Origin of the sequence: Pseudoalteromonas luteoviolacea NCIMB 1942 (assembly GCF_001625595.1) — a bacterium.
Taxonomy (GTDB): Bacteria; Pseudomonadota; Gammaproteobacteria; order Enterobacterales; family Alteromonadaceae; genus Pseudoalteromonas; species Pseudoalteromonas luteoviolacea_A.
Map to the genome: position 1 here is coordinate 1 of NZ_AUXT01000030.1, position 26,349 is coordinate 26,349.

The window sequence follows — 26,349 nt, forward strand, 5'->3', positions numbered from 1 at the left end:
TGTTGTGATACCCGTGCCAGAAACTTGCGCAATATGCTCAAAATCACCATAGGTGTGGGTCGTTGTTAATCCAGAGGTGGTGTTCTTTAATTTTACACTTGGAACTTGAATTCGGGGGTGTCTTCTTTAATTATGAGTCGTTTTATTATCGAGTTCGAGGAACGCCTCGAAAGACATATCAACTAAATGGCAGTTACACAGAATCTGTTACAGGGTCCCTTTCAACGATAAAAATGACTTGGGGTGCGCGCTCAAAGCATATTAAAAAAGGCCCCTTGGGCCTTTTTCATTCTCTTATGCATTTAGCACTTTCAGTAAGCGTTCACAGCTGAAATCTGCGCCTTCCGTTTTTGCCTGTGCCAAGTAACATACTAGATAAAAATCCAACTTATGAGACTCACCTTGAAGCTTTTCATCTAGAAGGGCAACTTGTTCTACCATTCTTGTCTGCTGTTCACCCTCCGGTGATTCGACATTGGTGAGGATCTCTAACCTTAAGAGTAGGCTGTCTGCACTCAAACCAAGTACGTTTTTACCTTGCCAATAATCCGGAATATCATTGCCTTGTTCAACGGCACTGACAAGTTCAGTAAACTTTTCTCTATTTAAAGTAGAAAATAGCTCGTTTAACTTTTTGCTGACCTGCTCGAGTAGCGCCTTCTTGACCTTGCTTAAACCACCAAGTACCTCTAGTGTGCTGATTTGCGCCTGCAATTGGCTCAATTCAGACTGTGTTTTAGCTTCAATCACGGCACTATCAAAGTTTGCAAGGTTCTGCCTCTGCTCAGCTTCTAGCTCTGCATTCTCTCGCTTTTGTTTAGCCACCAGCTCTTCTCGCTTAGCAAACACAGCATCATTGTGCTTTCTAAATGTTTGCCACAGCACATGTTCACTCTTACTGCCAGCAAAACCAATGCCTTGCCACTGTTTTTGCAACGTTTTGAGAACTTCACATGCATCAGCAACATTGTCATTGTCAATTTGCGCCTTCGCTTCATCAACCAACGATTGCTTTTGCTGAGCATTGTCTTGATGGTGCGACTTTAAGCGCTCATTAATCGCTGCATAAGCTGAACGATACTTGCCATTTAGGGCTTGATAGGATTGAGCATCTAAGCTACCCGCACTTCGCCACTGCTTATTAACACGGTTATACTGGCTTTCTAACTTGCGCCAAGCGCCCTCTTCGTCAACAGAAAAACCCGCAAGTTCTTGCATTTCAACAATGAGCTTTTCTCTGTGTGCAATAACTTTTTTACGCGCATCTTCTTGTTCTGCAAAGAATGTACGACATGGTGCAAATAGCAGCTCTATTTTTTCATCAAACAGCTTAGCTTGCTGCTTTTCTTCTTCGCTTTCTATACGACCGAGTTCATTCCAACGCACACGCAACATTTTTACATCTGCTGCGCGGGTTTTAGGATCAATATCTGACTCACCTAACTTTTCATCTAGCTGATCGAGTAACTCAGTGCGTTTAGGTTCCGAAGCATAGCGCTGCCAGTCCTTCACTTCAGCCAACTGAGATTGTAATGACTCTTGCTGCTTTGCGACTTGCTCTTTGTGACCTTCAGTAAGTTGCTCGTAACTTTCCGTAAATCCGTTGAATACACCAAATGCAATATTAAAGCGCCCTTGCTCAATGAGCCTTTGCACATCACGTGCTTTTTTACGTGCTTCTTTAAGCAATTGCTGTTGCTTATCAACCAATGGCTTCATCGCAGATAAGAATGATTTTGAGACCTCTCCAAGCTCACTTTTTGCTTGCTGTTTCAATTCATAAGGCAAGTGTTTTAATGCATTGTTGCACACTTGATATGCACGCTTTTGCTCAACAAGCAGGTTGTCCAATTGAGCAATATCATCGCTTGCTTCAATTTTCGCTAAAACTTCTAAAGACGACTGAAACTCTTTTCTAGCTGCAATCATTTCTGGAAGCTGACCCAATACCTTATCGAGTTCTTTTAATTGATTGAAAAATGGCTGCAATTCGCGGCTTTCTCGGTAATCAGACTCTTCCAAACGCTTAGCTAATTGTGTAAATTGATCTTGCAAAGACGATTGTGACTCAACATCTAATTTCTTAACGGCATCAGTGAGCACCGACTCGAACTCGTTGCACTGAGCTTCGATTGACTCAACGGCTTGACGTTTGTCTTCTTGCGCTTTTTGCTCGGCCAATTTTTCTTCATGTTGTGCTTTAAGTTTAGCAATATGTAAAGTGAGCTTTTCCGTTAACTTTTCATATTTACCTGATTGCGTAGCAAGTGTTTCTTCATCTAGCCACTTTAAGTCCAACGATTGCCATTGCAGGCTTAGCTCTTTAAATTGCGTATCGACTATTTGATAGTCTAGCTTTTCTCGCAGCGCATTAAACTTCGCCAAAACCAGCTTAACTTGCTCAGCAACTTGCTTAGGCATAACCTTAGCGAGCCTAGCCGTTTCTAAATGCGCGTCAATTTGCGCTTTAGCGTCGCCTGATGCACTTTTCAATACCTGTTTTGTTAACTCGTATTGGAAAATCAAGTCTAAAAGCGCCACCTGCAAAGGCTCATCGCCTTCTTTAAACGCTTTTTCAATTAATTTCGCATTCGCAATTCTTTTTAACAGTTTAACTCTTTGAGCCAAGGCTATATCTGAAAAAGCCAGCTTTTCTAAAGTTTTTACTGGTGCATATCGGTCAATATATTCTTCTCTAATTTCATTGCTCAGCATTTTCGAGCCAGATAGCACGGCTTGGTTGATGTGCTGCTCCGCAACCTCTTTTAGCGCTTGGTCTTGTTTGTAAACCTTCCACCACAAGCCTAAGTCGTCAATTTTGTTAAGGACTTTTTTTCTTATTTGTATCGAGTCGTCTTCTAGTGCCAGCGTAGTAAGTGTTTCCGCATCCTTGGTTATATCTAATTTATCCACCGCCGCTAAACGCACTTGCGCTTTAGGGTGCTTCCATTTAGGTGTAAATAAGTGTTTAAAGATCATTTTCAGTGAACCTAGCTATTTCGTTTTCTGCTTTAAATTCTTTTTGCAATTCTCGTTTTGACTTCTGAACCATTTCACCGTCTTCATTAATTGTAAATTGCTCATTCGACTTTGCCACTTTGGCTTGATACAACATGACGAGTTGAACAGTCTGCTCTTTTTGTGCCTCAGTTAATTCAGTGCCATCAGGCCAACGACCTGTCGATGCACCATATTGCAAGCGCTCAAATAATTCTGGGGTAATACTACTTACCAAATTTTCTACATTCATCGTCACTTTTTCTTTTTCAAAATTACTAAGATCACACGATTAACTAAATACCAAACCATACCTATCCCGATGGCTGATTTAGCACCGTACATCTCTATGCTGCCCTCAACTGGGTGTTGCCAGTACATATATAAAAAGCCACCTAAGAATAAAATCAGAGCTAAAAAAGAGTAGTTCATAATGCTCTGCTGTTTCTTTATACGTTTTCTCACAGATAAACGACGTAATTCGTCATCGCTTACTTTGCCAATTTCTACATCACAATGAGGGCAAACTGTATGCTTAGAAGAAATCGATTTATTACAACTGGGGCATTGGGCAATTGCCATACTCTAGTTACTCCGAATAAAAAATAAGGCGCCAGATGGCGCCCTATTCTACTTGGTTTAAGCTAGTTTGTCTTACTGCATATCGCGAGATTTATCGATTTTATCGTCTCCAGAAGCTTGACCTTTTTCTTTTTCAAACTTTTCCCAATAATCATCAACAGTTTCTTTCATTTCTTTTCTCAAAACCATAATGCCAAACAGGTTGGGTAAGGTCATCACAACGATACCTACAGCTGCTAACTTCCATATCAATGTCGTATCTGCGAAAGACGCCCAAAAGAAGCCTGCGACATAAAATACACGATATGGCATAACCGAACGTGGCCCCAACAAGTAAGTCATTGCACGGTCTCCATAGTAAGACCACGCGATTGCAGTAGAAAATGCAAATAACAATAAACCAATAGAGACAATGTATTTTCCACTGTCACCGAAGAAGCCGCGTGTAAATGCTTTGGTCGTCAACTCAGCCGAATGCACCAAAGACTTTCCATGCACGGTGATGCTAGGATCTACTGGTGTACCACTTTCAACTTGAACCGTACCAGTATATTGATGTTCATCCGAAATACCGAAACGGATATCTTCACCAATCGAGCGAGAATGCAGTACTGTAAAGTCTTTATTAACCGCGATACCCTGAACAACCTGAATCGCACCGCTATACTCTTCAACTTGATGATCAGAATAACCATTCAAATACTTGTATAACTGCTCTCTATCGGCTTCATTTGCTTCGTCATAGTTACCTTTAATAAAGGTCATGCCAGAACGCTCAAACTCTGTATCAAACTTCTCAGTCCAAACACCCGATGACAAAATAACAAGACCAGTCAACGTACAAATAATAATGGTGTCAATGAACGGTTCTAATATAGATACCATCCCCTCTGACACTGGTTCATCTGCCTTTGCCGACGCATGCGCAATCGGTGCAGAACCTTGACCTGCTTCGTTAGAAAATAGACCTCGGTTTACACCACGATTAAAGGCGTAGGCAAAAGAAGCCCCTAAGAAACCACCAGCGGCAGCAGAGCCAGAAAATGCATTCGTGAATACTGATACGAACGAAGGTACGATATTTTCAATGTTATAGAAAATAACCGCAAAAGCACCAAATATATAAACAGCAGCCATCACAGGCACAACTTTAGACGTAATTGCAGCGATGCGTTTAATGCCACCCAGAATAACTAGTGCAAGTAAAATTGATAAAACAGCACCTGTGGCCATTCTTTCGAAGCCAAACGTCGCTTCCATACCTTGTGCAATATTATTGATCTGAGGCAAGCTACCTGTACCGAATGAGCTGATCACAGTTGCAACAGCAAAAAGAACCGCTAGCCACTTCATGTTTAAGCGTCTGTCCATATAATACATAGGACCGCCCGCCATAGTGCCATCGGCTGTTTTAACACGGTATTTATGAGACAGTGTTACTTCCACAAATTTGGTTGTCATACCAAAGAATGCCGTCATCCACATCCAAAATAACGCAGCTGGGCCACCGATTGAAATTGCCAGCGCAACCCCACCAATATTACCTGTACCAACCGTGCCAGATAATGCCGTAGACAGCGCTTGGAAATGCGTTGTATCACCTTCGTGTGTATTCTTATCGTACTTACCCGTCACAACGCGACAAGCATGTTTAAAATAACGAATTTGCGGGAACTTTAAGTACACCGTAAAAAAGAAACCCACCCCCAATAATACATATGGAAACCACCACGAGCCTCCAAGCATGGCATCTAGGCTATCAAGAAAACTTCCTAATACGTCCACGGCACTTCCTCTTCTAGTTGTTGTTATATAAATAAAAAAGGCAACCCAATAGGCTGCCTTACTGTTGATTACCTTAGATTATCTACAACTTTCACAATTGCAGCTAATGTATCTTGTCCAAATTGGTATGAACGTCTATCAGACCAGCCATAGTGTGGATCTGGTAAGTCAGCATTATCTTTAAACGGCATTTCAATCGTGTAAGCCAATGCTTTAAACTCTTCACCTACAGCACAAGAAGCTACTGTCAAATTAGCTTGACCTGGTTCATCTTTAGGGTATCCATAAACGTCTTGGAAATCAGGCGTGATAGTCAGAAGCGCATCTTTGAACTGGTTTTCAAGACTTGCTAAACGCGCATCATAGCTTGGGATACCTTCACTACCTGCAACAAAGTTATAAGGCAGCGCCTCATCACCATGAATATCTAAGTACATATCCAAGTCTACTGCACGCATTTTTTCTAGCACGTAATAAACCTCAGGCGAATTTTCGATACTCGGCGTTTGCCATTCACGGTTTAGGTTTACACCATTGGCATTCGTTCGTAGGTGCCCTCTCACACTACCATCCGGATTCATATTGGGTACAATGTAGAACACCGCTTTTGACAACAATGCGGCTGCATGAGGGTCTTCATCGTCAAGTAGCTTTTCTAATAGTCCTTCAACAAACCATTCAGCCATTGTTTCACCTGGGTGCTGGCGCGCAGTAATCCAAATTTTCTTTTTCGTTTCATTTGGCTCACCAACCACCAACAGACTAATGTCTCTGCCATCGATAGTTTCACCTAGCGTCTCAATCTGACATGCGTCGTGGCTTTGTGCTCTGTACAATAAATCCAAGTGACGCTCGTAGCTATACGGTGCAAAGTAAGCAAAGAATGTATGGCTATACTCTGGTTCGAATTCAATGACTAACTGGCCATCTTTGCACGTGGTTGGAACTCTGAACCACGTTTGTCTGTCATATGAGGCTACAGCCTGATAATCATCCCACCCTTCTGGGTAAGCAGATTCAGCTAACTTATTGATATGTAATTTGTGCTCGACAAAAGGCGTTGACTCTAGTCGAAAGTGAAACCATTGAAAGAAGTCAGAGTTGTTGTCTTTGTTGATTTCAAGCTGTATATCGTGAGGCTGCTCAGCCGAAATTACCTTGATATTACCGCTGTCAAAATTACTTGAGATTCTCATATTTACCCTAATCATTTGGCAAGATTATTGCCTTAATATTGCCTACTTTTAGCAAAACAACGAATTGTTATTCATGTTAGCTAGATGTAGCTAAAAACTGTAAAAATCCTAACACACATGACGCCGATCAAAAACTAAAAAAGCCAGCAAATGCTGGCTTTTTTAATGGTCATACCTTTATTAAGGTAGACTTGGGAAAGCTACTTCAGCCATGTCACGCATTACACGTACAACCTGACAGCTATAACCGAACTCGTTATCGTACCAAACGTATAGTACAACGCGATCGCCATCTACGATTGTTGCCTGAGAGTCAACAACCCCCGCGTAACGGCTGCCCACTAAATCTGTAGATACGATTTCTGTAGACGCTGTATAGTCAATTTGGTCGCGCAGATCAGAATAAAGTGACGTTTCACGTAAGAACTCATTTAACTCTTCAGCGGTCGTCTCTGAACCTAAGTTCAAGTTAAGGATGGCCATTGATACGTTAGGCGTTGGTACACGGATTGCGTTACCTGTTAACTTACCTGCAAGTTCAGGAAGTGCTTTAGCTACAGCTTTCGCAGCACCAGTTGACGTGATTACCATGTTAAGTGCAGCACTGCGTCCACGACGCTCTGCTTTGTGATAGTTATCAATTAAGTTTTGGTCGTTTGTGTAAGAATGAACAGTTTCAACGTGACCATTCTTAATGCCAAACTTGTCGTTAAGCGCTTTTAGTACTGGTGTAATTGCGTTAGTTGTACAGCTTGCTGCTGAAACAATTTTATCTTCACCTAGAATATCTACGTTGTTTACGCCGTATACGATGTTCTTGATGTCACCTTTAGCAGGTGCTGTAAGAAGTACTTTAGAAGCACCGATAGATTTAAGGTGTTTACCTAAACCATCTTCATCTTTCCAAACACCAGTGTTATCAACTACAAGTGCATTTTCGATGCCGTATTTAGTGTAATCTACTTCTTCAGGTGAATTCGCGTAAATTACTTGAATGTAGTTACCATTTGCTTTGATTGCGCTCTTTTCATGGTCAACTGTAATTGAACCATCGAAAGGACCATGAATTGAATCACGACGCAATAAACTTGCACGCTTTTCTAAGTCACCGTCACGGCCACCGCGAACAACGATTGCACGAAGACGTAAATCAGCGTGAGAGCCGCCACGCTCAATAAGCAGGCGCGCTAATAAACGTCCAATACGGCCGAAACCGTACAGTACAACGTCACGAGGTTCTGGACGTGTACCTTTATTTAATAAGTCAGCAAGTTCACTGTTCAAATATTCTTCGATTGAACGGCCTTCGCCTGCATTTTTGTAGATATATGCATAAGCTAGCTTACCTAAATCGATGCGACCAGGTGCAAGCTCCATTTTGCTGATAGCTTCTAGGAATGGGAAGCTTTCACGAAGACGCAATTTAGTCTCTTCAAAACGTGCAACTGTTTTATGTGCTTTGATTACGTCAATTGTACTAGTGTTTACAAGTGGACGGCCATAAACAGCGATTTCAACACCTAGGTTACGGTATAAACGGCCAATGATAGGCTGCATATTTTCTGCGTAATCTTGGCGCTCTTGCCAGCTATTTTGATATTCTTGCTCGTGAGATAAGGTCATTTTTTCTGCCTAATAAACAATTTTTTGAACGGATAGCCCTGTTGGGCATCGCCATTCTAATTTAATCTGCAATTATTCTCCACTTTTACCTGACATTTCCTCAAGTTTCCAAAAAAGGTATAAGTCACACTATCATTTATTCACAGTACATAGTCAGCGTATTGAGTAATTGTTCAAGTTCTAAACTTCTCAATTCATAAAATAGTCGTACAAAGTTTCCTTTCTGGATTAAACTTAGAGAACATACTTATCTATGGGGCTGTTTCGAAAGATGCAAAAATGGTATGTTGTGCGCGTGTAAATATTATTTAGGATAAACAATGGCTAATAGATGGATGTTTTCTATTGTCAGTGCTTCATTGCTAACGTTAATGACCGGATGTGAGGAGCCTTTGACACTGGCTAAAGTATGTGATGAAACACCAGGTTTTTGTAGTGACCTAAATAAGGACAGCCATTGTAAAGAAGAACGCGCCGCGGTCATCCTCAGTCGCTATATCGAATACAAAGATCCTATTGATGACAATAAATATGAGTTACTAAAGAAATTTGAAACGTACAATACATGTATTTCTTTAGCAGCTAAGATCGAGCACATAAAACTCAAAGAAAAAACCACCTCTCGAGTTGAAGGACACCTTACGAGCTTAAAAGAGATGAACCGTATCTACCAAGAGACTCGCGGTTCTAACCACCCAGGGCTACTTTATTATCATTGGTCGAGGAACAATAGCCAATTTGCAATAAATAAGCTTCTGAGAATACAAGATGAAACGTATGTCAGGGACAACAGTGAAATCCAGATGTTCTTAGCGACTTATTACGCAAAGTTTGATGATGATAAAACCATAGACCTGCTCTATCGAGTACTTGAACTCAACCAAGCCGGTGAAACACCTGATATTGAAGTCTACAAGGCACTGGTCAGCATTTTTTACAAACAAAAAAAGTATAAGCATGCCTATACTTTCGCCAGAATAGCGCAATTATCTGGCTTTGAAGCAGTAGACTTAATTGATATAAAACACGAACTCACGGCAAGAGGCAGGAATATTAATGTTTTGGAACAACTCGCGTTAAAAACACGCGAGGAAATAGAAACAGGTAAGTTTCTATCTCCTAGAGGTTAAATCGGCTGTGCAAACGACTAACTTTTGTTGTTGAGCTCTGTCGTGACCTGAACCAATCCTACCTGTGAAATACGCGATACAATCTCTTTCTGTTTCGCGCTCAGAAGCGAGATCCCCTCTGCAACAAGGTCATAAACCTTCCATTGCCCATCCTTTCCTTTGCGGAATTTGAAATGTAGGTCAATGTCAGGCCCTGCACTTTCTTTAATAATCGCTTTGACCGTCGCGTACTTACTATCTTTTGGTGCTGGCGTCCTTTCAAACACTACTTCTTGGCCTTTATACTGCATTAATGCACTTGCATAAGTTACTTCTAAGTAGTGTGTTACTGCACCAATAAATTCTATGGCTTGTTGACGCTTTAAGCCTTTAATATGCTTACCTAATAATTTTCTAGATACAAATCGAGTATCAATATGCGGCATTAAGCGCTCTTTCACTATGCCACGCATTTCCTTTGATGTTGCTTTGCCTCCTGCATTCACTTTCTTTATGTCCGCAAAGAGCCCATCACCAACCTGTGTGATCAGTTGATATGGCGTCTCATTAGCCATCGCCATCGTTGAGCAAAACACTAAAAATAAAAAGCTGACGACTTTTCTCAATTTCAATTCCTCTTAAATAAAATAAATATACCCACATGGCTCAATTGTGGATCTTTTACAACGTACACAACTACATCTTTTAAAATAAAGATATGGGGTCATATGCTAAAGCGATATGGTCGCAGAAGTTGTCAAAAATTGTATTGGATTTTACAGAATGAAACATTCTGCTTGATAGAATGGACCAGAAAAGTGTGAATTTTCATTCAAATTAACATTAAGAAAGAATTTGCGGTTAATTTTCAATACCAAGTCGATATAAAAGCTAACGGGGAAATGCCATCGAAATATTACTACACTCAAAGCCCACTCAATTTAAAAAAGCTGGCGAGCATATCAGGGCTAACCTTAATACTTCCTTAACGCGGTTTGGACTAAGCCACTGCTAGTTATCCAGCCTTTTACTTCACCTAAAGACAGTGGCTCACTAATATTGAATCCTTGGATATATGTACAACCTTGCTTAGCAAGGTATTTAGTTGTTTCATCATTTTCTACTCCCTCTGCAACGACAGAACAACCCAGTTTTTTAGCCAAAAAAAGCGTGGTTTCAATAATTGCTCTGCCCTTGTCTTGCTCCAAACATTTTGTAACAAATGATTTGTCTATTTTTATTTGGGAAATAGGCAGCTCTTTCAATATGGAAAATGAAGAAAACCCTGTACCAAAATCATCGATACTAACAGCAAACCCCATATCAATTAATCGTTCAATTAATTGCTTAGTTTGCTCAACATCTGTCATAACCATACTTTCTGTGAGTTCAAAGATGATTCTGCTAGGGTCGACTTTTTTACTTTCGACTTGACTGTTTAGTACATTAATAAGGTTATTTCCGACTAAATCTTGGCAAGACAAATTAATATGTACTGAGAGGTTAGCGTTTAGTTTCAAAAGCACACTCAAATCGCTAAACACGGTATTGATAACATATGCACTTAAGTACTTAATCATATTGTTCTTTTCTGCAATAGGTATGAATCTATCAGGTAAAATAAAAGCACCATCATCTGATGGCCACCTCACTAACGCTTCAACACCGTGCACTTTGCTAGTAGAAGTTTCCACGATAGGTTGATAGAAAACCGTTAAATCCCCCCTAGCCAATGCACTTTTGAAATCATTGAGCATGTGAAATTCAGATACCACCCCCTGATGCAAAGCTTTGTCAAAAAGCTCTAGACTCTGCTTATTCCTCTTTGCAGCGTACATAGCAATATCAGCCCGTTTAAGTAACTCAGACGCAGACGTTCTTTCTTCAGGCACATTTATTATTGCACCTGAACTGTATATAACATCAACTGCAACCTCCTCGACAACAAGTCCATTATGGAGAGAGCTCAATATTGCGTTATTCTGGGCAAACAATGCCGATTCGTTACGTGCTTCACTCACTACCACAAATTCGTCTCCGCCAATACGAAACAGCTCACTTCCTGGCAATAAGCTATTGGAGATGGCTTGGGCAAACTGAATTAGTAACTTATCACCAAAAAAGTGCCCCATTGCATCATTGATTTGCTTCAAATTATATAAGTCGTAGAGCACGACAGAAAACTGCTGATTTGCATGCTGCCGTTTTTCAATACAAGCAAAGCATTGAGGACGGTTTCTTAACTTAGTTAAATGGTCATGCTGGGAATTGTATTTTTCTAGATCTACGGATTTTTGCAGTTTGGTTAAACTTGCCTTGCTTAAGTTGACCACAACGATAACGAATAGGCCACCTAATGCAAGAATTGTAGACAATCCAAACGTTATATTGGAGGCATCCACGCTCTCATATACGTAAATTGCAAAACCCGCGTAGCCCGCTACAAAAAAGCAGATTAACGCAAACAACACCCGCCAACCGGGTGATGGAGCAATGCGGCATATTTCCAAAGCGGGACAAAACGACACCACTAAGAAAGCGAGCCCAACGAGGATCAAACAAAGGCTTAATGTTTCCAAAAACAAGACCCAAGGGGAAAGACTGCTATTAGTATAGTTTATATATTCCAGATATGCGCTCTCATTGCTCCTACTCAGCCAGCAGTCGACGCCAAATCAAGTATTTTTCAATACGATGTACATTCGGTCTTTGAGTGTTAAACTGCGCTTTTTCCACTCGACGAGTAAACTGTCAAGCTGCGGGTGTAAGCCACCACGTATACTTGCTATTTGACTTTCCAACTTATTATAGTCATTGAGTAGCTTAGCAAAAGCGGGATCACACTCTTTAAGTTCGCAGATTTTAGACTCAAACTCAGGTAATTCTTTTACAAGATGGTCGTGTCCTATTGTCATATATATTTCCTGCTGCGCCTAGGGAGCTCAGTTTTCGTCAGGGTGTTCGTCAGAGCATCGCCCCAATTACGTAAACCCGAACCCTAAACATTCAATTAATACGCTTTTAAATCTGACTTTATTTAATTCTCACCCTCAACCTGATAGTAAGCCTTACTAGACGTAACACTTTGATCTAACGCAAGCTAAAACCTCCCCTTTTGATCTTACACCTGCCATTTTTGAGAATTACTGGCTTCGCATTATAAACTTTGTAAAACATTAAACTCTGACCACGCATTTCAACTAGCCGCGTTCGCGCAATTGTTGTAAAATACGCGCGTTTCTAAGCAAATCTATACTGTTATTTTGAGGAAAACCTGTGAGCGAACAAAAACAGTCTCTGAGCTATAAAGACGCAGGCGTTGATATCGATGCTGGTAACGCATTGGTTGAGCGCATTAAAGGCGTAGTGAAAAAAACACGCCGTCCAGAAGTGATGGGTGGTATTGGTGGTTTTGGTGCACTATGCGAACTACCGACAGGTTACAAAGAACCTGTACTCGTTGCTGGTACCGATGGTGTTGGTACTAAGCTTCGTTTAGCCATTGACTTAAAAAAGCACGACACGGTTGGTATCGACCTAGTTGCTATGTGTGTTAATGACTTGATTGTTCAAGGTGCTGAGCCACTGTTTTTCTTAGATTACTATGCAACTGGTAAACTAGATGTAGATACAGCTGCTGACGTAGTAAGCGGTATCGGTGCTGGTTGTGAACTGTCTGGCTGTGCCCTAATCGGCGGTGAAACTGCTGAAATGCCAGGTATGTACGAAGGTGATGACTACGATATGGCTGGTTTCTGTACCGGTGTCGTTGAAAAGTCAAAAATCATCGATGGTACAAAAGTTAAAGCGGGTAATCAGCTTATTGCCCTTGCTTCAAGCGGCCCTCATTCAAATGGCTACTCTTTAATTCGTAAAGTACTTGAAGTTTCAGGTGCGGATACAAATGAAGAATATGCGGGTAAACCCCTAGGCGAACACTTACTTGAGCCTACTCGCATTTATGTTAAGCCAATCCTTGAGCTTCTTAAAGAAGTAGATGTACACGCCCTATCGCACATCACGGGTGGTGGTTTCTGGGAAAACATACCTCGCGTACTACCTGAATCTGCAAAAGCAGTTGTTAAAGGTGATAGCTGGGAGTGGCCTGCAATTTTCAACTGGCTTCAAGAAAATGGTAATATCAGCACGCATGAAATGTATCGCACATTTAACTGCGGTGTTGGCATGATACTCGTTGTTCCAGCAGAAAAGCTTGAGCAAAGTTTAGAAATTCTAACGGCTCAAGGCGAGAACGCTTGGCACATCGGTGAAATCCAAGATGCCGGTGAAGGTGAAGAACAAGTTGAAATTCATGGTGGTGCCCAGTAATGGCACCCACTCGGATCGTTGTTTTGATCTCGGGTAGTGGTTCAAACTTGCAAGCCATAATTGACCACTGTCAAAGCGGCGATATCGATGGTGATATCGTCTCTGTGATCAGTAACAAAGCGGATGCGTTCGGACTAACACGTGCAGAACGAGCTAACATCCCAACTCAAGTTCTAAGTCATAAAGAGTTTGATAGTCGTGAAGCCTATGATGAAGAACTTGCCAAAATAATTGACTCTTGTAATCCAGATTTAGTTGTATTAGCTGGATTTATGCGTATTCTAACTCCTAGCTTAGTGCAAAAATTTAAAGGAAAAATGTTGAACATTCATCCTTCTTTGTTGCCTAAGTATCAAGGGCTGAACACCCATCAAAGAGCAATTGACGCAAACGATGAGTATCATGGCGCTAGTGTTCACTTCGTCACAGAAGAGTTAGACGGAGGTCCGGTTGTAGTTCAGGCAAAAGTTCCTATTTTGCCCAACGATACGGCGGACGATTTAGCACAGCGGGTACATAAACAAGAACATGTCATATACCCTTTGGTGGTCAAGTGGTTCAGTGAACACAGACTAACAATGGAAGCAGACTATGCAGTTTTTGATAAACACCCCCTTCCAGCGCAAGGCGTCGACAACACCTAAAAAATATGTTCGCAGCGCTTTGCTAATAGGCTTAAGCGCTGTTTTATCTACTTCCCTTCAAGCCTCGACACTCACAGAATACTCAGCCGAATACAATGTATTAAGAAAAGGAAAAATTCACGGCACAGCAACCAGAGCATTCACACAAGTTGCCGATAACACATATGCTTTAAGCTATGAAACTGACGTCAAGTGGATGATCTTTACAGAGAAGCGTACAGAGCAAAGCCTGTTTACATATGAAAATGGTGAAACGAAACCGCTTCATTACAGTTTAAACCGTGAAGGCACACGTCCTGATAAAAGTTTCAGGATTAAATTTGATAGAGAAAATAAGCAACTCTTTTCAAAAGAGCATGAGTACCCTCTAAAAGTTGAATGGGACGAATCTCGCCAAGATGTCCTGTCTTATCAAAATCAGTTAAGGCATGAACTTAAGGCAGGTAAAACACAGTTTAGTTACCCTATTATCGATAAAAATGGCAACGCCAGATTATACAACTTTAAAGTAGTTGGTAAAGAAACTATCACCCTGCCTATTGGTAATGTTGAAACAATCAAAGTGAAGCGGCTTTACGACAATAACAAACGCCACGCTTTGGCTTGGTTTGCACCACAATATGACTATATGTTAGTGCAAATGCTAAAAGGTAAAGATGGCGTTGAACAATTCCAAATACAAATGACAGCGCAAAGCCCCAAACAGACGCAATAGCGTCTGATGCATAAAATAGCAGGTGCTGCACCTGCTATTTAAACTTTTTCTCCAAGTTTAAATAGCACAAATTCACCCGGTTCCATCTTATTCCACTGCTCATCATTGGTCAGCGGACGTGTTGCTATGACGGTTACTATGTCATTAGGTGTCGTCTCTTTTTGGAAATCAACCACCATATCAGCATCAATGAGCGTTGCTTTACCAAATGGAGCTCGGCGCGTGATCCAGTGCAGATTATTACTACAGTACGCCAACACAAAAACCCCGTCCGTCAGTAGCATGTTGAACACGCCTTTTTCCCTTAACTGATTGGCCACTTTTGCGGCATAACGAAACACACTTGCCATGTTTGAAGGTTTTTTAGGATATTTTTCGCGAATTTTATCTAACAACCAACAAAATGCCAGTTCGCTGTCTGTATTGCCAACAGGTTTGTAGTATTCAGATTTAAGGTCTTTATAGTTAGATAACTGACCGTTATGTGCATAAGATATTTCCCTACCCCACAGTTCTCGCGTAAACGGATGGGTATTTTCTAAACATGTTCGTCCGCGGTTGCCCTGCCTTATATGACTTATCACAGATACACTTTTTATAGGGTAAGCCTTAACTAACTTTGCTATTTCTGAACGATAGCTAGGCTCTGGATCTTTAAATGTACGGCACCCTTTACCTTCATAAAAGGTAATACCCCAACCATCTTTATGAGGACCTGTGTTACCCCCACGCTCGAGTAAGCCAGAAAAACTAAAACAAATATCTGTTGGCACATTTGCAGACATGCCTAGCAGTTCACACATATAAATTATATTCCTTAAAAATCAATAGATTAAACCATCATTTTATCTAAAAAATTCAGCAATCACACATTGGGTCGCTGTTTTGATTTTTACTATGTGAGCGATGGCTTTTTTTTAGATTTTACCATTAACTTACTAATGGCTCCAACTCAGTGTTCAGAGCAAAATACTAGCCTCGAGTCACTTTAGTGTTAGTCATCAATTCTAAGTAGGGCCCGCATAAACCAAAAAAGCCTAATTAAACTGTATTATCAAATACTATACATGGCGATACGATTGCTCATACCGACTTAAATTTCCATGGTCATTACAAATCGAGAAAAGACTTTGTAGTCTAGAAGAGAAGCAGCAAAATTTTAGTTTTTTCAGAACACAAGCAAGGCTAACATTGATGGATTCTAAGCCACAACTTTTTGCCCTACTTCTAGCAATATATAAACTATCAGTTCATATAATTAAATACCGTGCCATTGTCGAGGGTATGTCGCGTGATACTGAAGATTCCCAGCTATTGATTAGAAACATTTTTCTATGACTGGCCTTTTACACATTACCGTAACGCAACAATAACAGAATCAAAGCTATGAACAATCGACTAACCAATATTTGATCATATACCCTGATAAATTTGTTGCAGCAGATCACCTCAAACTCAGAGATATATGCATTTAGCGAGCTGTCACCTGCAAAGGTTGACCTTCCGGTGCCTTGTCCGTATTGGCATAACATCTACCGCAAGATATTGTGGGGCCACAAATTTGCACAAAAAGGTAGCCTCCGGCAATTTGTGGTGTTAACTGCTGAGGTAAAACGTTTGTGTCTTCGGGCAAGCTAATAAGTTTCTTTTTATTCAATTTAATTTTCGTAGATCATTTCTTTTTCTTAAAAACAATTTCATCTATGACCCCACCAACACTGGATACAATATTTATTTAAAGTAAGCGCTACCAGCCTTTATAATAAAGGTCAGTAGCGGTTACATTGAGATCTGAAAAATGAAGAAGCGATTTATAATATCGAACAACCTGATTCAAGTAGGCTGTAAATCGTTTTCAAAAGTAAAAGGTGTCTATGCCTAAACGGCTGTACCTAACTCAAGCTTCGGTTATTACTACCCGCTGCACTTATTAAATTCTTCAGACGCCTTTGCATACACGGTACAAAAATCCTCGCTGCCGTTACTCGCTTTGATTTGTTGGCCATCAAAAAGTGCCGTTATCACTTTGGACTGTGTGATCGTTAAACGCTTGTTTCGACAAGATTTCACAGCCATTTCACGACATTCAGCAGCAGTTGCTGCTTCTTTGAACTTAGAGCAGCGCTGCTTACCTTTACACTTTTTATAACTGATTTTCTCTTTACCTGGACAAGCCGTTCTCAGATATTTGATCTCGCATGTGCCCGCTTTTACCTCAGTAGGCATGGCACTAAGCACAAGGGACACCGCTCCAATTGCTAACAGTAGTTTCATTGCATTCTCCTAAGTTTTAAACTGGCTCATCATGGCTCTAAGCGTCTCTGCCATTTCAGCGAGCTGTCGACTGGCCTGTTGATTTTCTTTTGCATGATTTGACGTTAAGTCTGTTATTTCATGCATATGCTGAACATTTTCATACTGACTCATAGCCGCAAGGCTTTGTTCTTCAGAAGCCGCAGCGATTTGCTGACTCATGTCTTTTATCGTTTCCACACTGCCTACGATTGACACCAAAGTATCTTTAACTGACTCTATGCCTTGCACGCACGTCTGAGTTTCTTTTTGTGATGTGGACATGGTGGTTACGGCTTCTCGTGCCCCTTCTTGTAACCCACTAATTGCTTTTTCGATCTCTTCTGTCGCATTTTGCGCTCGACTTGCCAATGTTCTAACTTCATCAGCGACAACTGCAAACCCTCTACCCTGCTCACCAGCTCGAGCTGCCTCTATTGCCGCGTTTAAAGCAAGTAGATTAGTCTGCTCGGCAATGCTTCTAATGACCGCAAGCACTGAGTTAATATTATCTAGTTCGCTGCTGAGCAATGAAATGGCATTTGCTGATTTTTCAATAGAAACTTCAAGCTCTTTGATTTCACCAACGTTCGTCTGCAAACGCAGCTCTCCACATCTTGCTTCTGAACTTGCCTGTTGCACATGCTCTAAGGTTTTATGAATGCTGTCAGTAACAGATCTAACTGTTTCTTTCATTTCAGAGATTGAGCTACTCATCGCGCTCATTTGCTCACTCTGTTGCGAAGCGCTATTGCAGCTCTGTTCTGAAATACTGTTGGTCTGCTCAGCGGTTGACGCCAGCACCTGCGTGTTGCTTGTCACTTCACGGAGTATTGAGGCAAGGCTTGAAATTAGCTTTTGCATGTTGTCGGCCAGTTGACCGAACTCATCCTTTTGAAATTGCTCAAACTGCACGGTTAAGTCGCCTTTGGCAGCCCGATTGATCAGATCAATGATAGTGTGCAAAGGCTTACGAATACTGTTGACAACATAAAAAGCGATAATAATGGACAGTATAATCATCACCGCGGTAAGTGACGTAGTGACTGTTTGGCTTTCTTCTAATACTTCTTTTGCTTCTTGCTGGGCTTCGTCAGTCATTTCTATTATGCGCTTGTTTAACTCATCCAGTTGCATTTGCAACTTGTTAGCAGCATCTTTGGCGCTTTGTATTTCAGTACCTACTTTTTGTTTTTCAGATAGGGTACTTACTCGCGCTGTCAATGCGCTTTCATCTCCAATCAGAGCGTCTTTAAATCGCGCAAAATTATCCGCCATTACAGAACTCTGCTCTGTCCCTACTATTCCCGAGGCGACACTAATTGTCGCAAACTGTCGATCTATTTCATCCAGCGTGTCTTTAGCGACCGACTGCACGTTCAACACTTCAAACTTAATATTCGAACTTAGTCCAGAATTTACTTCGTCAACTAGGTTTTCTACATTTTCAACAAAACTGTTTACTGTATCAGCGACGGCTTCATCGTCAGAAAGTCCATCAAGGTCATAGGCATAACTTAGAGTTTCATCACCCATATCACCAAATTCACTGGCAAGCTCAGCCGTTTTTTGAGAGAGGTTGACGACTCTAACAACGTCAGAAAACGCCTTGTCAGCAGCAAGAAAGAATGACGAATTCAATTCATTTGATTGCTTAAAAGTAAGGTTGATGTCTGCAACGGGTCGTGTCAGCTCTTGCAGCTGCCGAATCGCATTCTGGTTAATATTTTTCTGTTCATTGTAACCAGCTTCTATTGATTGCACTTGGCTAAGTGTTGTCGCTTTTTCAAGTTGTATTAAAGAGAGTTGGGAAAGCAATACAGATTGCAGCATGTTATTGCCAGCAATCAAAGTGGGCACACTTTGTTTGGAAACTTTTTGAACGGAGCCTCCGATAGTTATGTTCCCTGTCAAAGCTACTGCGTATATAATACAAGCCAAAACTACAACTGCCGTAAACCCACTCATTACTCGAGCTGAGACGGTTAATTGCATCTGATGTCTATCTTGTTAACACTTCATACATCAATATATAGTCAACTATCTTCCGCTTTGCGAATAAAAAGTGCTTAATATGAATGTACATCATTCAAATTACACAAGATTGAATTTTTGCAAGGTAACAACAATAAACTTCCGCACAAATAAGACCTTGTTTACATAATTGTGCAGTTTAAACTGTAATATAATCACTAATCGTATATTTCTGACATTCAATACTTGCAGTTACCGCCAACAGCGGGTAACGTTGCGCCGTTTTAAATTATTTAAGGTGTTAAATTTTGATTTCTACAGCGAATATCACGCAGCAGTTTGGCTCAAAGCCACTTTTTGAAAACATCTCAGTCAAGTTTGGCGAAGGTATTCGCTACGGCCTTATTGGTGCGAATGGCTGTGGTAAATCAACATTTATGAAGATCCTAAGTGGTGAATTGGAGCCCACTGGCGGAAACGTTAGCTACGACCCACAAGAGCGTGTGGCAAAACTAAATCAGGATCAATTTGCTTATGAAGAATATACGGTTATCGATACCGTTATCATGGGCTACAAAGAGCTTTGGGAAGTCAAACAAGAGCGCGACAGAATTTACTCTTTACCTGAAATGAGTGAAGAAGAAGGTATGATCGTCGCTGACTTAGAAGTTAAGTTCGCCGAAATGGATGGCTACATGGCAGAATCTAAAGCCGGTGAACTATTACTTGCGGTTGGTATTCCTATTGAGCAACACTTTGGTTTAATGAGTGAAGTCGCACCGGGCTGGAAACTGCGTGTACTTTTGGCACAAGTATTGTTTGCTGACCCGCATATCATGCTGCTTGACGAACCAACCAACAACTTGGATATTGATACTATCCGCTGGTTGGAGCACACATTGAACGAACGAAACTGCACTATGATCATCATTTCGCACGACCGTCACTTTTTAAACAGTGTGTGTACTCATATGGCTGACTTGGATTATGGCGAGTTGCGCGTTTACCCTGGCAACTACGATGAATACATGACCGCAGCTTCACAGGTTAGGGAGCGTTTACTTGCTGACAATGCTAAGAAAAAAGCCCAAATTGCTGAATTGCAAACCTTCGTGGCTCGTTTCTCTGCTAATGCGTCAAAAGCAAAGCAAGCAACATCGCGTGCTAAACAAATCGACAAAATCCAACTTGATGAAGTTAAAGCCTCAAGTCGTCAAAACCCATTTATTCGATTTGAGCAATCTAAAGAGCTATTTAGAAATGCATTAGAAATTGAAAACTTGTCGCAAGGGTTTGAAGAAGATTTATTCAATCAATTCAGTGGAATTTTTGAAGTCGGTGAGCGAATAGCGATTATCGGTGAAAACGGTGTTGGTAAAACAACTCTCCTCAATACCTTAGCAGGCCAGTTGCAGCAGCGTGATGGTACATTTAAGTGGTCTGAAAACTGTAATATAGGTTACTACGCTCAAGACCACGCTGAAGACTTTGAAAAAGATATAGACCTAATGGAGTGGATGGGACAGTGGCGTCAAGAAGGCGATGACGAACAAGTGCTACGCAGCTTTTTAGGTCGTATGTTGTTTTCACAAGACAGTATCAAAAAATCTGTAAAAGTACTTTCTGGTGGTGAGCAAGGTCGTATGCTGCTTGGTAAGTTGATGATGCATAAACCAAACATTCTTCTAATGGATGAGCCAACTAACCATATGGATATGGAATCAATTGAATCATTGAACACTGCGCTTGAACAATACAAGGGAACGCTGTTTTTCGTTTCTCACGACCGTGTTTTCGTAGACTCTCTTGCAACCCGTATATTAGAAATCAAAGACAATAAAATTACTGATTTTAAAGGCACGTATTCTGAATTCTTAAAATTCAGAGGTATAGAGGATTAATCTATGTGGCGCGGCTAACCGCCGCGCTCATATTCTCGTTATTGAGTTGCGATAACATGCAGCTTTACTGCCTGCTCAACAGTGTTAAACGCGTTTATACATGGTTCACTTAGCCCACAATTAAGAAAGTACACGATACTCACATCTAATTCAGGTACATATATATTGTTTGATATGTATCCGTGATTTCCACCGTTGTGATGGTACACCGTATAACCATTGAACTCTTCTTTCCAAAGTCCTAATACATAATCCAAATTAGCTGACACCTTCACTCGACTAGCATCTCCTAACAGCGCCTCTCGCTCCGCTTGCGACAGCCAAGTCTCATCTTTAAAAATACCTCTCATTAATGTAGCAACATCTGTTACTGATGAGGCCACAGGCGTCGAAGCGGCAGTCACTTGGGTCAAAATAGGGCCTGTATTTATAAATCTACCCTCTTGTTTTTCATAGCCGGGCGTAAGCTGTGCACCTTGATTTCAATGCCTACCGAAAAGGTATCACTGAGCGCTAACCTATCTATAATTTTATCACGCATCGCCAATGCATTAGGATGACCTAATACACTATCCATTATCATACCTATGAGCACGTAGTTACTGTTTGAGTATTTTACCCCCTTCCCAGGTTTAAAGTAGCCTGATTGCCCATATGCAAACTGTAGTAAGTCCTCGTTAGAAATACCGCTTTTATAATTTGCCATTACAAACTCAACATAAGCGTCTTCACGGAGAGGATCGGAGTAGTTATAAATTCCGCTACTGTGATTAAGTAACTGTCTGAGCGTGATTTGATCTGAATACTGAATTTGGCTAGCTAATTCATTTGACAACCAATTATCTATTGTCAGATCCAAGTCGAGGAGCCCTTCTTCATGTAGTTGAACAGCCAATAATGCGGTAAAGACTTTTCCACCACTTGCTAAATGGTAAACCGCGCTTGGCTGCAAAACTTCTTGTGTCGTTAAGTTGGCAAGGCCAGCGCTTGAGGTAAATGTACCGCTGGGCGCAGAGACATGTAAAATGATGCCATGTACTTCATTTGAAATCAGGCCATTTATCAGCGTTTGGTAATCTAACTGTTTTACACCTTGCTGCTGTGATGGCTTTGTTTCTTGCTGTGGTTGAGGTTGCGTACTTTGATTGGTATTGCTGCCACAAGCACTCAGTCCAAACATAATAAATGCAATCAAGGTTTTGTATCTTAGTTGACTCATATTGGTATCCATATCGTTTTTTCATTTGAATCAAGTATATGGTTCATAAAAAATGAATGCGTATCAGCTAGTTGCTGAACGTACCAATGTGTATCAATATTAATTTTGCGCATAAAAAAGGGCCACTGGCCCTTTTTAAAAATAAGCATCCTTACATCGACTTGCGCTTCTCAACCCAACGTGTGATGTCTTTTTCAACCAAAGCCAGTGGGCGAGCACCTTTTAATAGAATCTCATCATGGAAAGAAGTCACATCAAACTTGTCCCCCAATGCTTGTTGCGCCTCTTTTCTAAGTTCTTCAAACTTTAGCATACCAAGTTTATAACCTAGTGCCTGACCAGGCCAAGCAATGTATCGGTCAATAGCAGGAACAACATCACTCATCGCAGATCCCGTTGCCTCAGCAAAGTAAGCGATGGCCTCGTCACGGCTCCATTTTTTATAATGTAGTCCAGTATCTACAACTAGACGGGCGGCTCTATAGGCTTCAGCTTGTAAGCGACCCAAGTCTCCAAATGGGTCATTTTCGTACATGCCCATTTCATATGCGAGTAATTCTGAATAAAGCGCCCAGCCCTCAATATAGCCATTAAAAGAGGCATTTTGACGCATCAGTCCAATATCCGTTTGCAGCATGTTAAGTGCTATTTGGAAGTGGTGTCCAGGAACTGCCTCATGGTAAGTAAGCGTTTTCAAACCAAAGCTAGGGACCGCTTTCATGTCTTTTAAGTTAATTGCGAAAACTCCGGGACGACTGCCGTCCAAGGATGGGCCATAGTAATACCCACCAGGCGCGCCCGCTTCAACTTCAACAGGAATGCGTTTAACTTCTACCTTTTGCGGCGGCAACGTTGAGAAATATTGTGGTGCTTTCTCATTGATAACTTTGATTTCGAGTCTTAAAAACTCCAATAACTCTTGACGCCCTTCGTCACTATCTGCAAACAAAAAACGGGGTTCTTCATTAAGCTGCTGCATACGTTCGCTGACTGACCCTTTGGTATAGCCGTTAGAACGTAAGATCTCATCCATTCTGTTAGATATACGTTCGACCTCAGCTCGGCCAATCTCATGAATTTGCTCAGCGGTCATGTCCGAGTCAGCCAAATAAGTGATGGCATGTTGATAAAATGCTTCACCATTTGGTTGCGCCCAAATACCCACCTTATCTGAGGCTTGCTTCTCTAGTGCTTTCATTTCATTAGCGATGCGTTTGAATGCAGGATAAACCTGCTTAACCATCACATCTGAAGCTGCTTTTACATAGTTATTTTTAGCTTGTTCACTTAAACCATCAAGACTATTTAACTTTTCCTTGAAGGATATTACCAATACATGCTCGCTTACACCTGGCTGGGTATAGCCATTTAAATATGCAAGCGTATTTGGAAACAGTGGCTTTGGAAGAATGACGCCACGTTTGGCATCCGCAAGGACTTTTTCTTTTACTTGCTCGACCATGTTGGCAAACGCAGCTAGGCGCTCGATGTAAGCCTTTGCGTCTGCTTCACTTTCAACGCCATGTTGGTTTTGCAGTAAACCTGGTACATCCATAAGAGGTCCAGAGATTTGGTTCACAATATAAGGTAAATGGCCACCCCATGTGTCTACATAACCAGCGGCGAAGACCTTATCGCCGGCATAATAGCGCGCTATGACCTCGTTTACTTGCACATGCAATAGATCTTTGTCTGTCAACTTGGCTGATTGAAGCTGCTTGAGTTGCTCGGCAGCTCGCTCCATATCAATTTGCAAAGCCTGCATACCGGCCACAGAATAATCTGGTAATCTGTTTGCGTACACCCCGTAATCTGCACTGTCTAGCTTGAGTGACGTTGCCATCGCAGGCTGATGAGTAATAAACTCGCGTGTATATTGCTCAACCACCTTCTCAACATTTTGACGACTGAGTGTTTGCTGCGATGGCATCTCATTGCTACTACTTATGTTACTAGATGTGGTTTCTTGTGCACATCCTGTTAGACCGATCATTACCGCTAAAGCGAGTGCGTTTAGCTTATTCATGTGAGCTGCTCCCAGAGTATTTTTAACAATATTTCGGCTTCAGAAATATCATATTTGTAGACAATATACAGCTATATGAGACAAGTATTGTACAGCAACTAATCACCGACAAACCCATGTTATAAAATAAGCAACAATTATAATTCCATAATCCTTAATTACATATCTAGATACATCACAATAACCACCCAAACAACTGTAATTTATACTTATAAAATTTTAAAACACAAAAACAAAAATTCCTATGCGCTCAATCAAAGTTTAATAAGTGTAATTTTAGGTACAATTATCCCAGAAAACGGCTTCTTAAAAACGCATCGCCCATTTGTAAATTTTGTTTGACTTGCAATTAGGGCCACAACTAAGGAAATTATGATGAAGTTTAAGCTCACTTCAATTGCTCTCGGGATAATGACTTGTATTTCAGCTGCTGGATCTGCACTTGCACAAGATGTAAATGTACAAGGGGCGAGTGCCAAGCAATCCACTGGCTACGATTACTCTGATAACCAGCCTTGGAGCCAAATGCCTCCAGCGCAATTGCGGCCCGTGCAAGTACCGCTATTTATATCAATTGGTTTTGATGATAACGGCTCAAAAGAAGGGATGGACTGGATTATCAATTTTACTAGGCAACTAGAAAACGCGAATACCGCCAATAATGCGGCAACATTTGATGGCGCGCCAGTCAGATTCAGTTTCTACAACACACCGTCGTACATTGAGTCAATTGCAAACGATCCTGTCCGCATTAAACATGCGTGGCGAGAAGCATGGTTAGACGGCCATGAAATTGGCAACCATACATGGAGCCACCGAGATGGCGGCCCTGATACAAATAACTTTTCTGAACAAGAGTGGACAGAAGAGCTCAATATTACACAAACTTGGTTAAGCAAGCCCTTTGACCCTAATGAATTAAATTCAGGCGCAAACGACGCCGCAGGCCCGGGCATACCTGTAGGCGAGATTATTGGTTTTAGAACACCCTACCTCAATCATAATAACGCCCTTTTCTCAGCTTTGGTAAAAGGCAATTTCGTGTATGACACCAGTATAGAAGAAGGCTGGGGAAATCAATACAATGGTACCAATAACCCTTGGCCTTATACTATGAACAATGGAACACCAACCAAACGCGTTGGTAAGCCCGATGTAGGTAACTTCCCTGGTCTGTGGCAACTGCCCTCTAACGTCTTTGAAAAACCATTTGGCGGAAAGATGGTTGCATTTGACACCAACATGTGGGTTGGAAGCGCAATGAGCAAAGATGAAGTACTTGCGATTTTGAAACACAACTTACACTTGAGGTTAGAGGGTAACCGCTCGCCTCTTCTATATGGTGCGCACGCTAACATTTATGCTTCCGAATATGACAAAGGGGGTAGAGCTACTACTTACATTGAGCGCCAGCAAGCAATCGAGGAGTTTATCCAATACGCATTAAGCTTGAAAGTAAACGGGCAATCAGTGGTACGTATCGTCCCCTTTAAAGATATTGTTGAGTGGATGCGAAACCCAAAACCACTAACAGATGGCAAAGTAGTGACGGTGCAGAGTGTTGGCGCCAGCCCCATCTTCAATCAGGGCAATGTCTACCACAAAGGCGATCAGGTTTATCATGATGGTCAATACTTTGAAGCCAAATGGTATGCAGACACTGCACCTGGAACACTCGCGATTGACTATGACCCTTGGAAGTTAATTACCAAAGAACAAGCGACTAAAGTCACACACTTAGGCTCAGTGACCCCCACAGGTGACACATTTGGCGATGTATTAGTCAGCCCTAGCAAAGGACAAACTTTCTTCTTTGAAGCTGCCGCAAATGCTCGAGTAAAAAGTGTAACGCTCAATGGTGTCAACATAGGGGCGCTTACAGAATATACCTTTAAGGATCTCACCTCAAACCAAACACTGACCGTTGAGTTTGAAAGTAAATAATTGAACAAGCCGC

At 41.4% G+C, this 26,349-nt stretch carries 21 protein-coding genes; 6 read left to right on the plus strand and 15 right to left on the minus strand.

The genetic code is table 11. The features are described from left to right. Window positions 1-294: 294 nt before the first annotated feature. The 6 genes from N482_RS03090 to N482_RS03115 form a co-directional block, all read right to left on the minus strand. Window positions 295-2,979, minus strand: a complete 2,685-nt coding sequence (locus N482_RS03090) for a DUF349 domain-containing protein (RefSeq protein ID WP_063375696.1) — start codon at window positions 2,977-2,979, stop codon at window positions 295-297. Next, on the minus strand, window positions 2,969-3,250 hold the full coding sequence (locus tag N482_RS03095; RefSeq protein ID WP_063358365.1) for a YeaC family protein: 282 nt from the start codon (window positions 3,248-3,250) through the stop codon (window positions 2,969-2,971). Before N482_RS03095 ends, N482_RS03090 begins: the two co-directional genes overlap by 11 nt. A 2-nt stretch (window positions 3,251-3,252) precedes the next feature. After that, window positions 3,253-3,579 (minus strand): hypothetical protein, encoded by a 327-nt coding sequence (locus N482_RS03100; RefSeq protein WP_063375697.1) that lies wholly within the window; start codon window positions 3,577-3,579, stop codon window positions 3,253-3,255. Window positions 3,580-3,651: 72 nt separating this feature from the next. Next, on the minus strand, window positions 3,652-5,364 hold the full coding sequence (locus N482_RS03105; protein WP_063375698.1) for an alanine/glycine:cation symporter family protein: 1,713 nt from the start codon (window positions 5,362-5,364) through the stop codon (window positions 3,652-3,654). Between the two features lie 68 nt (window positions 5,365-5,432). Then, window positions 5,433-6,560, minus strand: a complete 1,128-nt coding sequence (locus tag N482_RS03110) for a M14 family metallopeptidase (protein WP_063375699.1) — start codon at window positions 6,558-6,560, stop codon at window positions 5,433-5,435. Between the two features lie 180 nt (window positions 6,561-6,740). Then, entirely contained in the window at window positions 6,741-8,183 is a 1,443-nt protein-coding gene (locus N482_RS03115; protein ID WP_063374900.1) for a glyceraldehyde-3-phosphate dehydrogenase, read from the minus strand. A gap of 320 nt (window positions 8,184-8,503) precedes the next feature. Here N482_RS03115 and N482_RS03120 point away from each other — a divergent pair, with 320 nt between their 5' ends. Next, the gene (locus tag N482_RS03120) at window positions 8,504-9,313 is read left to right on the plus strand and encodes a DUF2989 domain-containing protein (RefSeq protein WP_231100776.1); all 810 of its coding nucleotides are present in this window, start codon (window positions 8,504-8,506) and stop codon (window positions 9,311-9,313) included. Between the two features lie 17 nt (window positions 9,314-9,330). Here the strand turns inward: N482_RS03120 and N482_RS03125 are convergent, their stop codons facing one another. The 3 genes from N482_RS03125 to N482_RS03135 all read right to left on the minus strand — a co-directional run bounded on the left by N482_RS03125 (window position 9,331) and on the right by N482_RS03135 (window position 12,207). Beyond that, the gene (locus N482_RS03125) at window positions 9,331-9,924 is read right to left on the minus strand and encodes an MlaC/ttg2D family ABC transporter substrate-binding protein (RefSeq protein ID WP_419555003.1); all 594 of its coding nucleotides are present in this window, start codon (window positions 9,922-9,924) and stop codon (window positions 9,331-9,333) included. Window positions 9,925-10,266: 342 nt separating this feature from the next. After that, entirely contained in the window at window positions 10,267-11,871 is a 1,605-nt protein-coding gene (locus N482_RS03130; protein WP_081227701.1) for a putative bifunctional diguanylate cyclase/phosphodiesterase, read from the minus strand. 96 nt (window positions 11,872-11,967) lie between these two features. Then, entirely contained in the window at window positions 11,968-12,207 is a 240-nt protein-coding gene (locus tag N482_RS03135) for a YdcH family protein (RefSeq protein WP_063375701.1), read from the minus strand. Window positions 12,208-12,568: 361 nt separating this feature from the next. On the opposite strand from N482_RS03135, the gene purM reads away from it, so the two are divergent. Genes purM through N482_RS03150 form a run of 3 tightly spaced genes read left to right on the plus strand, consistent with a single transcriptional unit; the run spans window position 12,569 to window position 14,980 of the window. Continuing rightward, the gene (gene purM, locus N482_RS03140; RefSeq protein WP_063375702.1) at window positions 12,569-13,621 is read left to right on the plus strand and encodes a phosphoribosylformylglycinamidine cyclo-ligase; all 1,053 of its coding nucleotides are present in this window, start codon (window positions 12,569-12,571) and stop codon (window positions 13,619-13,621) included. Next, window positions 13,621-14,265, plus strand: coding sequence for a phosphoribosylglycinamide formyltransferase (purN, locus tag N482_RS03145; protein ID WP_063375703.1), 645 nt, complete (start codon window positions 13,621-13,623; stop codon window positions 14,263-14,265). Before purM ends, purN begins: the two co-directional genes overlap by 1 nt. Beyond that, the gene (locus tag N482_RS03150; RefSeq protein WP_231100777.1) at window positions 14,213-14,980 is read left to right on the plus strand and encodes a DUF3108 domain-containing protein; all 768 of its coding nucleotides are present in this window, start codon (window positions 14,213-14,215) and stop codon (window positions 14,978-14,980) included. The genes purN and N482_RS03150 overlap by 53 nt, the downstream gene beginning before the upstream one ends. Window positions 14,981-15,018: 38 nt before the next feature. Here the strand turns inward: N482_RS03150 and N482_RS03155 are convergent, their stop codons facing one another. The 3 genes from N482_RS03155 to N482_RS03165 form a co-directional block, all read right to left on the minus strand. Further along, window positions 15,019-15,783 (minus strand): class II glutamine amidotransferase, encoded by a 765-nt coding sequence (locus N482_RS03155; protein WP_063375705.1) that lies wholly within the window; start codon window positions 15,781-15,783, stop codon window positions 15,019-15,021. 1,111 nt (window positions 15,784-16,894) lie between these two features. Next, window positions 16,895-17,254: a hypothetical protein gene (locus N482_RS03160; protein ID WP_063375706.1), complete on the minus strand. Its 360-nt coding sequence runs from the start codon at window positions 17,252-17,254 to the stop codon at window positions 16,895-16,897. A 9-nt stretch (window positions 17,255-17,263) separates the two neighbouring features. Next, window positions 17,264-19,267, minus strand: coding sequence for a methyl-accepting chemotaxis protein (locus N482_RS03165; RefSeq protein ID WP_063375707.1), 2,004 nt, complete (start codon window positions 19,265-19,267; stop codon window positions 17,264-17,266). Window positions 19,268-19,554: 287 nt separating this feature from the next. On the opposite strand from N482_RS03165, the gene N482_RS03170 reads away from it, so the two are divergent. After that, window positions 19,555-21,147, plus strand: a complete 1,593-nt coding sequence (locus N482_RS03170) for an ABC-F family ATPase (protein ID WP_063375708.1) — start codon at window positions 19,555-19,557, stop codon at window positions 21,145-21,147. 38 nt (window positions 21,148-21,185) lie between these two features. Here the strand turns inward: N482_RS03170 and N482_RS03175 are convergent, their stop codons facing one another. From N482_RS03175 to N482_RS03185, 3 genes are all read right to left on the minus strand, one after another. Continuing rightward, window positions 21,186-21,560 carry a hypothetical protein gene (locus N482_RS03175; RefSeq protein WP_063375709.1) on the minus strand — a complete coding sequence of 125 codons (375 nt, stop codon included), beginning with the start codon at window positions 21,558-21,560 and terminating at the stop codon, window positions 21,186-21,188. Window positions 21,561-21,574: 14 nt separating this feature from the next. Next, window positions 21,575-22,366: a serine hydrolase domain-containing protein gene (locus N482_RS03180; RefSeq protein WP_063375710.1), complete on the minus strand. Its 792-nt coding sequence runs from the start codon at window positions 22,364-22,366 to the stop codon at window positions 21,575-21,577. Window positions 22,367-22,517: 151 nt separating this feature from the next. Further along, window positions 22,518-24,392, minus strand: a complete 1,875-nt coding sequence (locus N482_RS03185; RefSeq protein WP_063375711.1) for a DUF885 domain-containing protein — start codon at window positions 24,390-24,392, stop codon at window positions 22,518-22,520. 375 nt (window positions 24,393-24,767) lie between these two features. On the opposite strand from N482_RS03185, the gene N482_RS03190 reads away from it, so the two are divergent. Further along, window positions 24,768-26,336, plus strand: a complete 1,569-nt coding sequence (locus N482_RS03190; RefSeq protein WP_063375712.1) for a polysaccharide deacetylase family protein — start codon at window positions 24,768-24,770, stop codon at window positions 26,334-26,336. Window positions 26,337-26,349 lie beyond the last annotated feature (13 nt).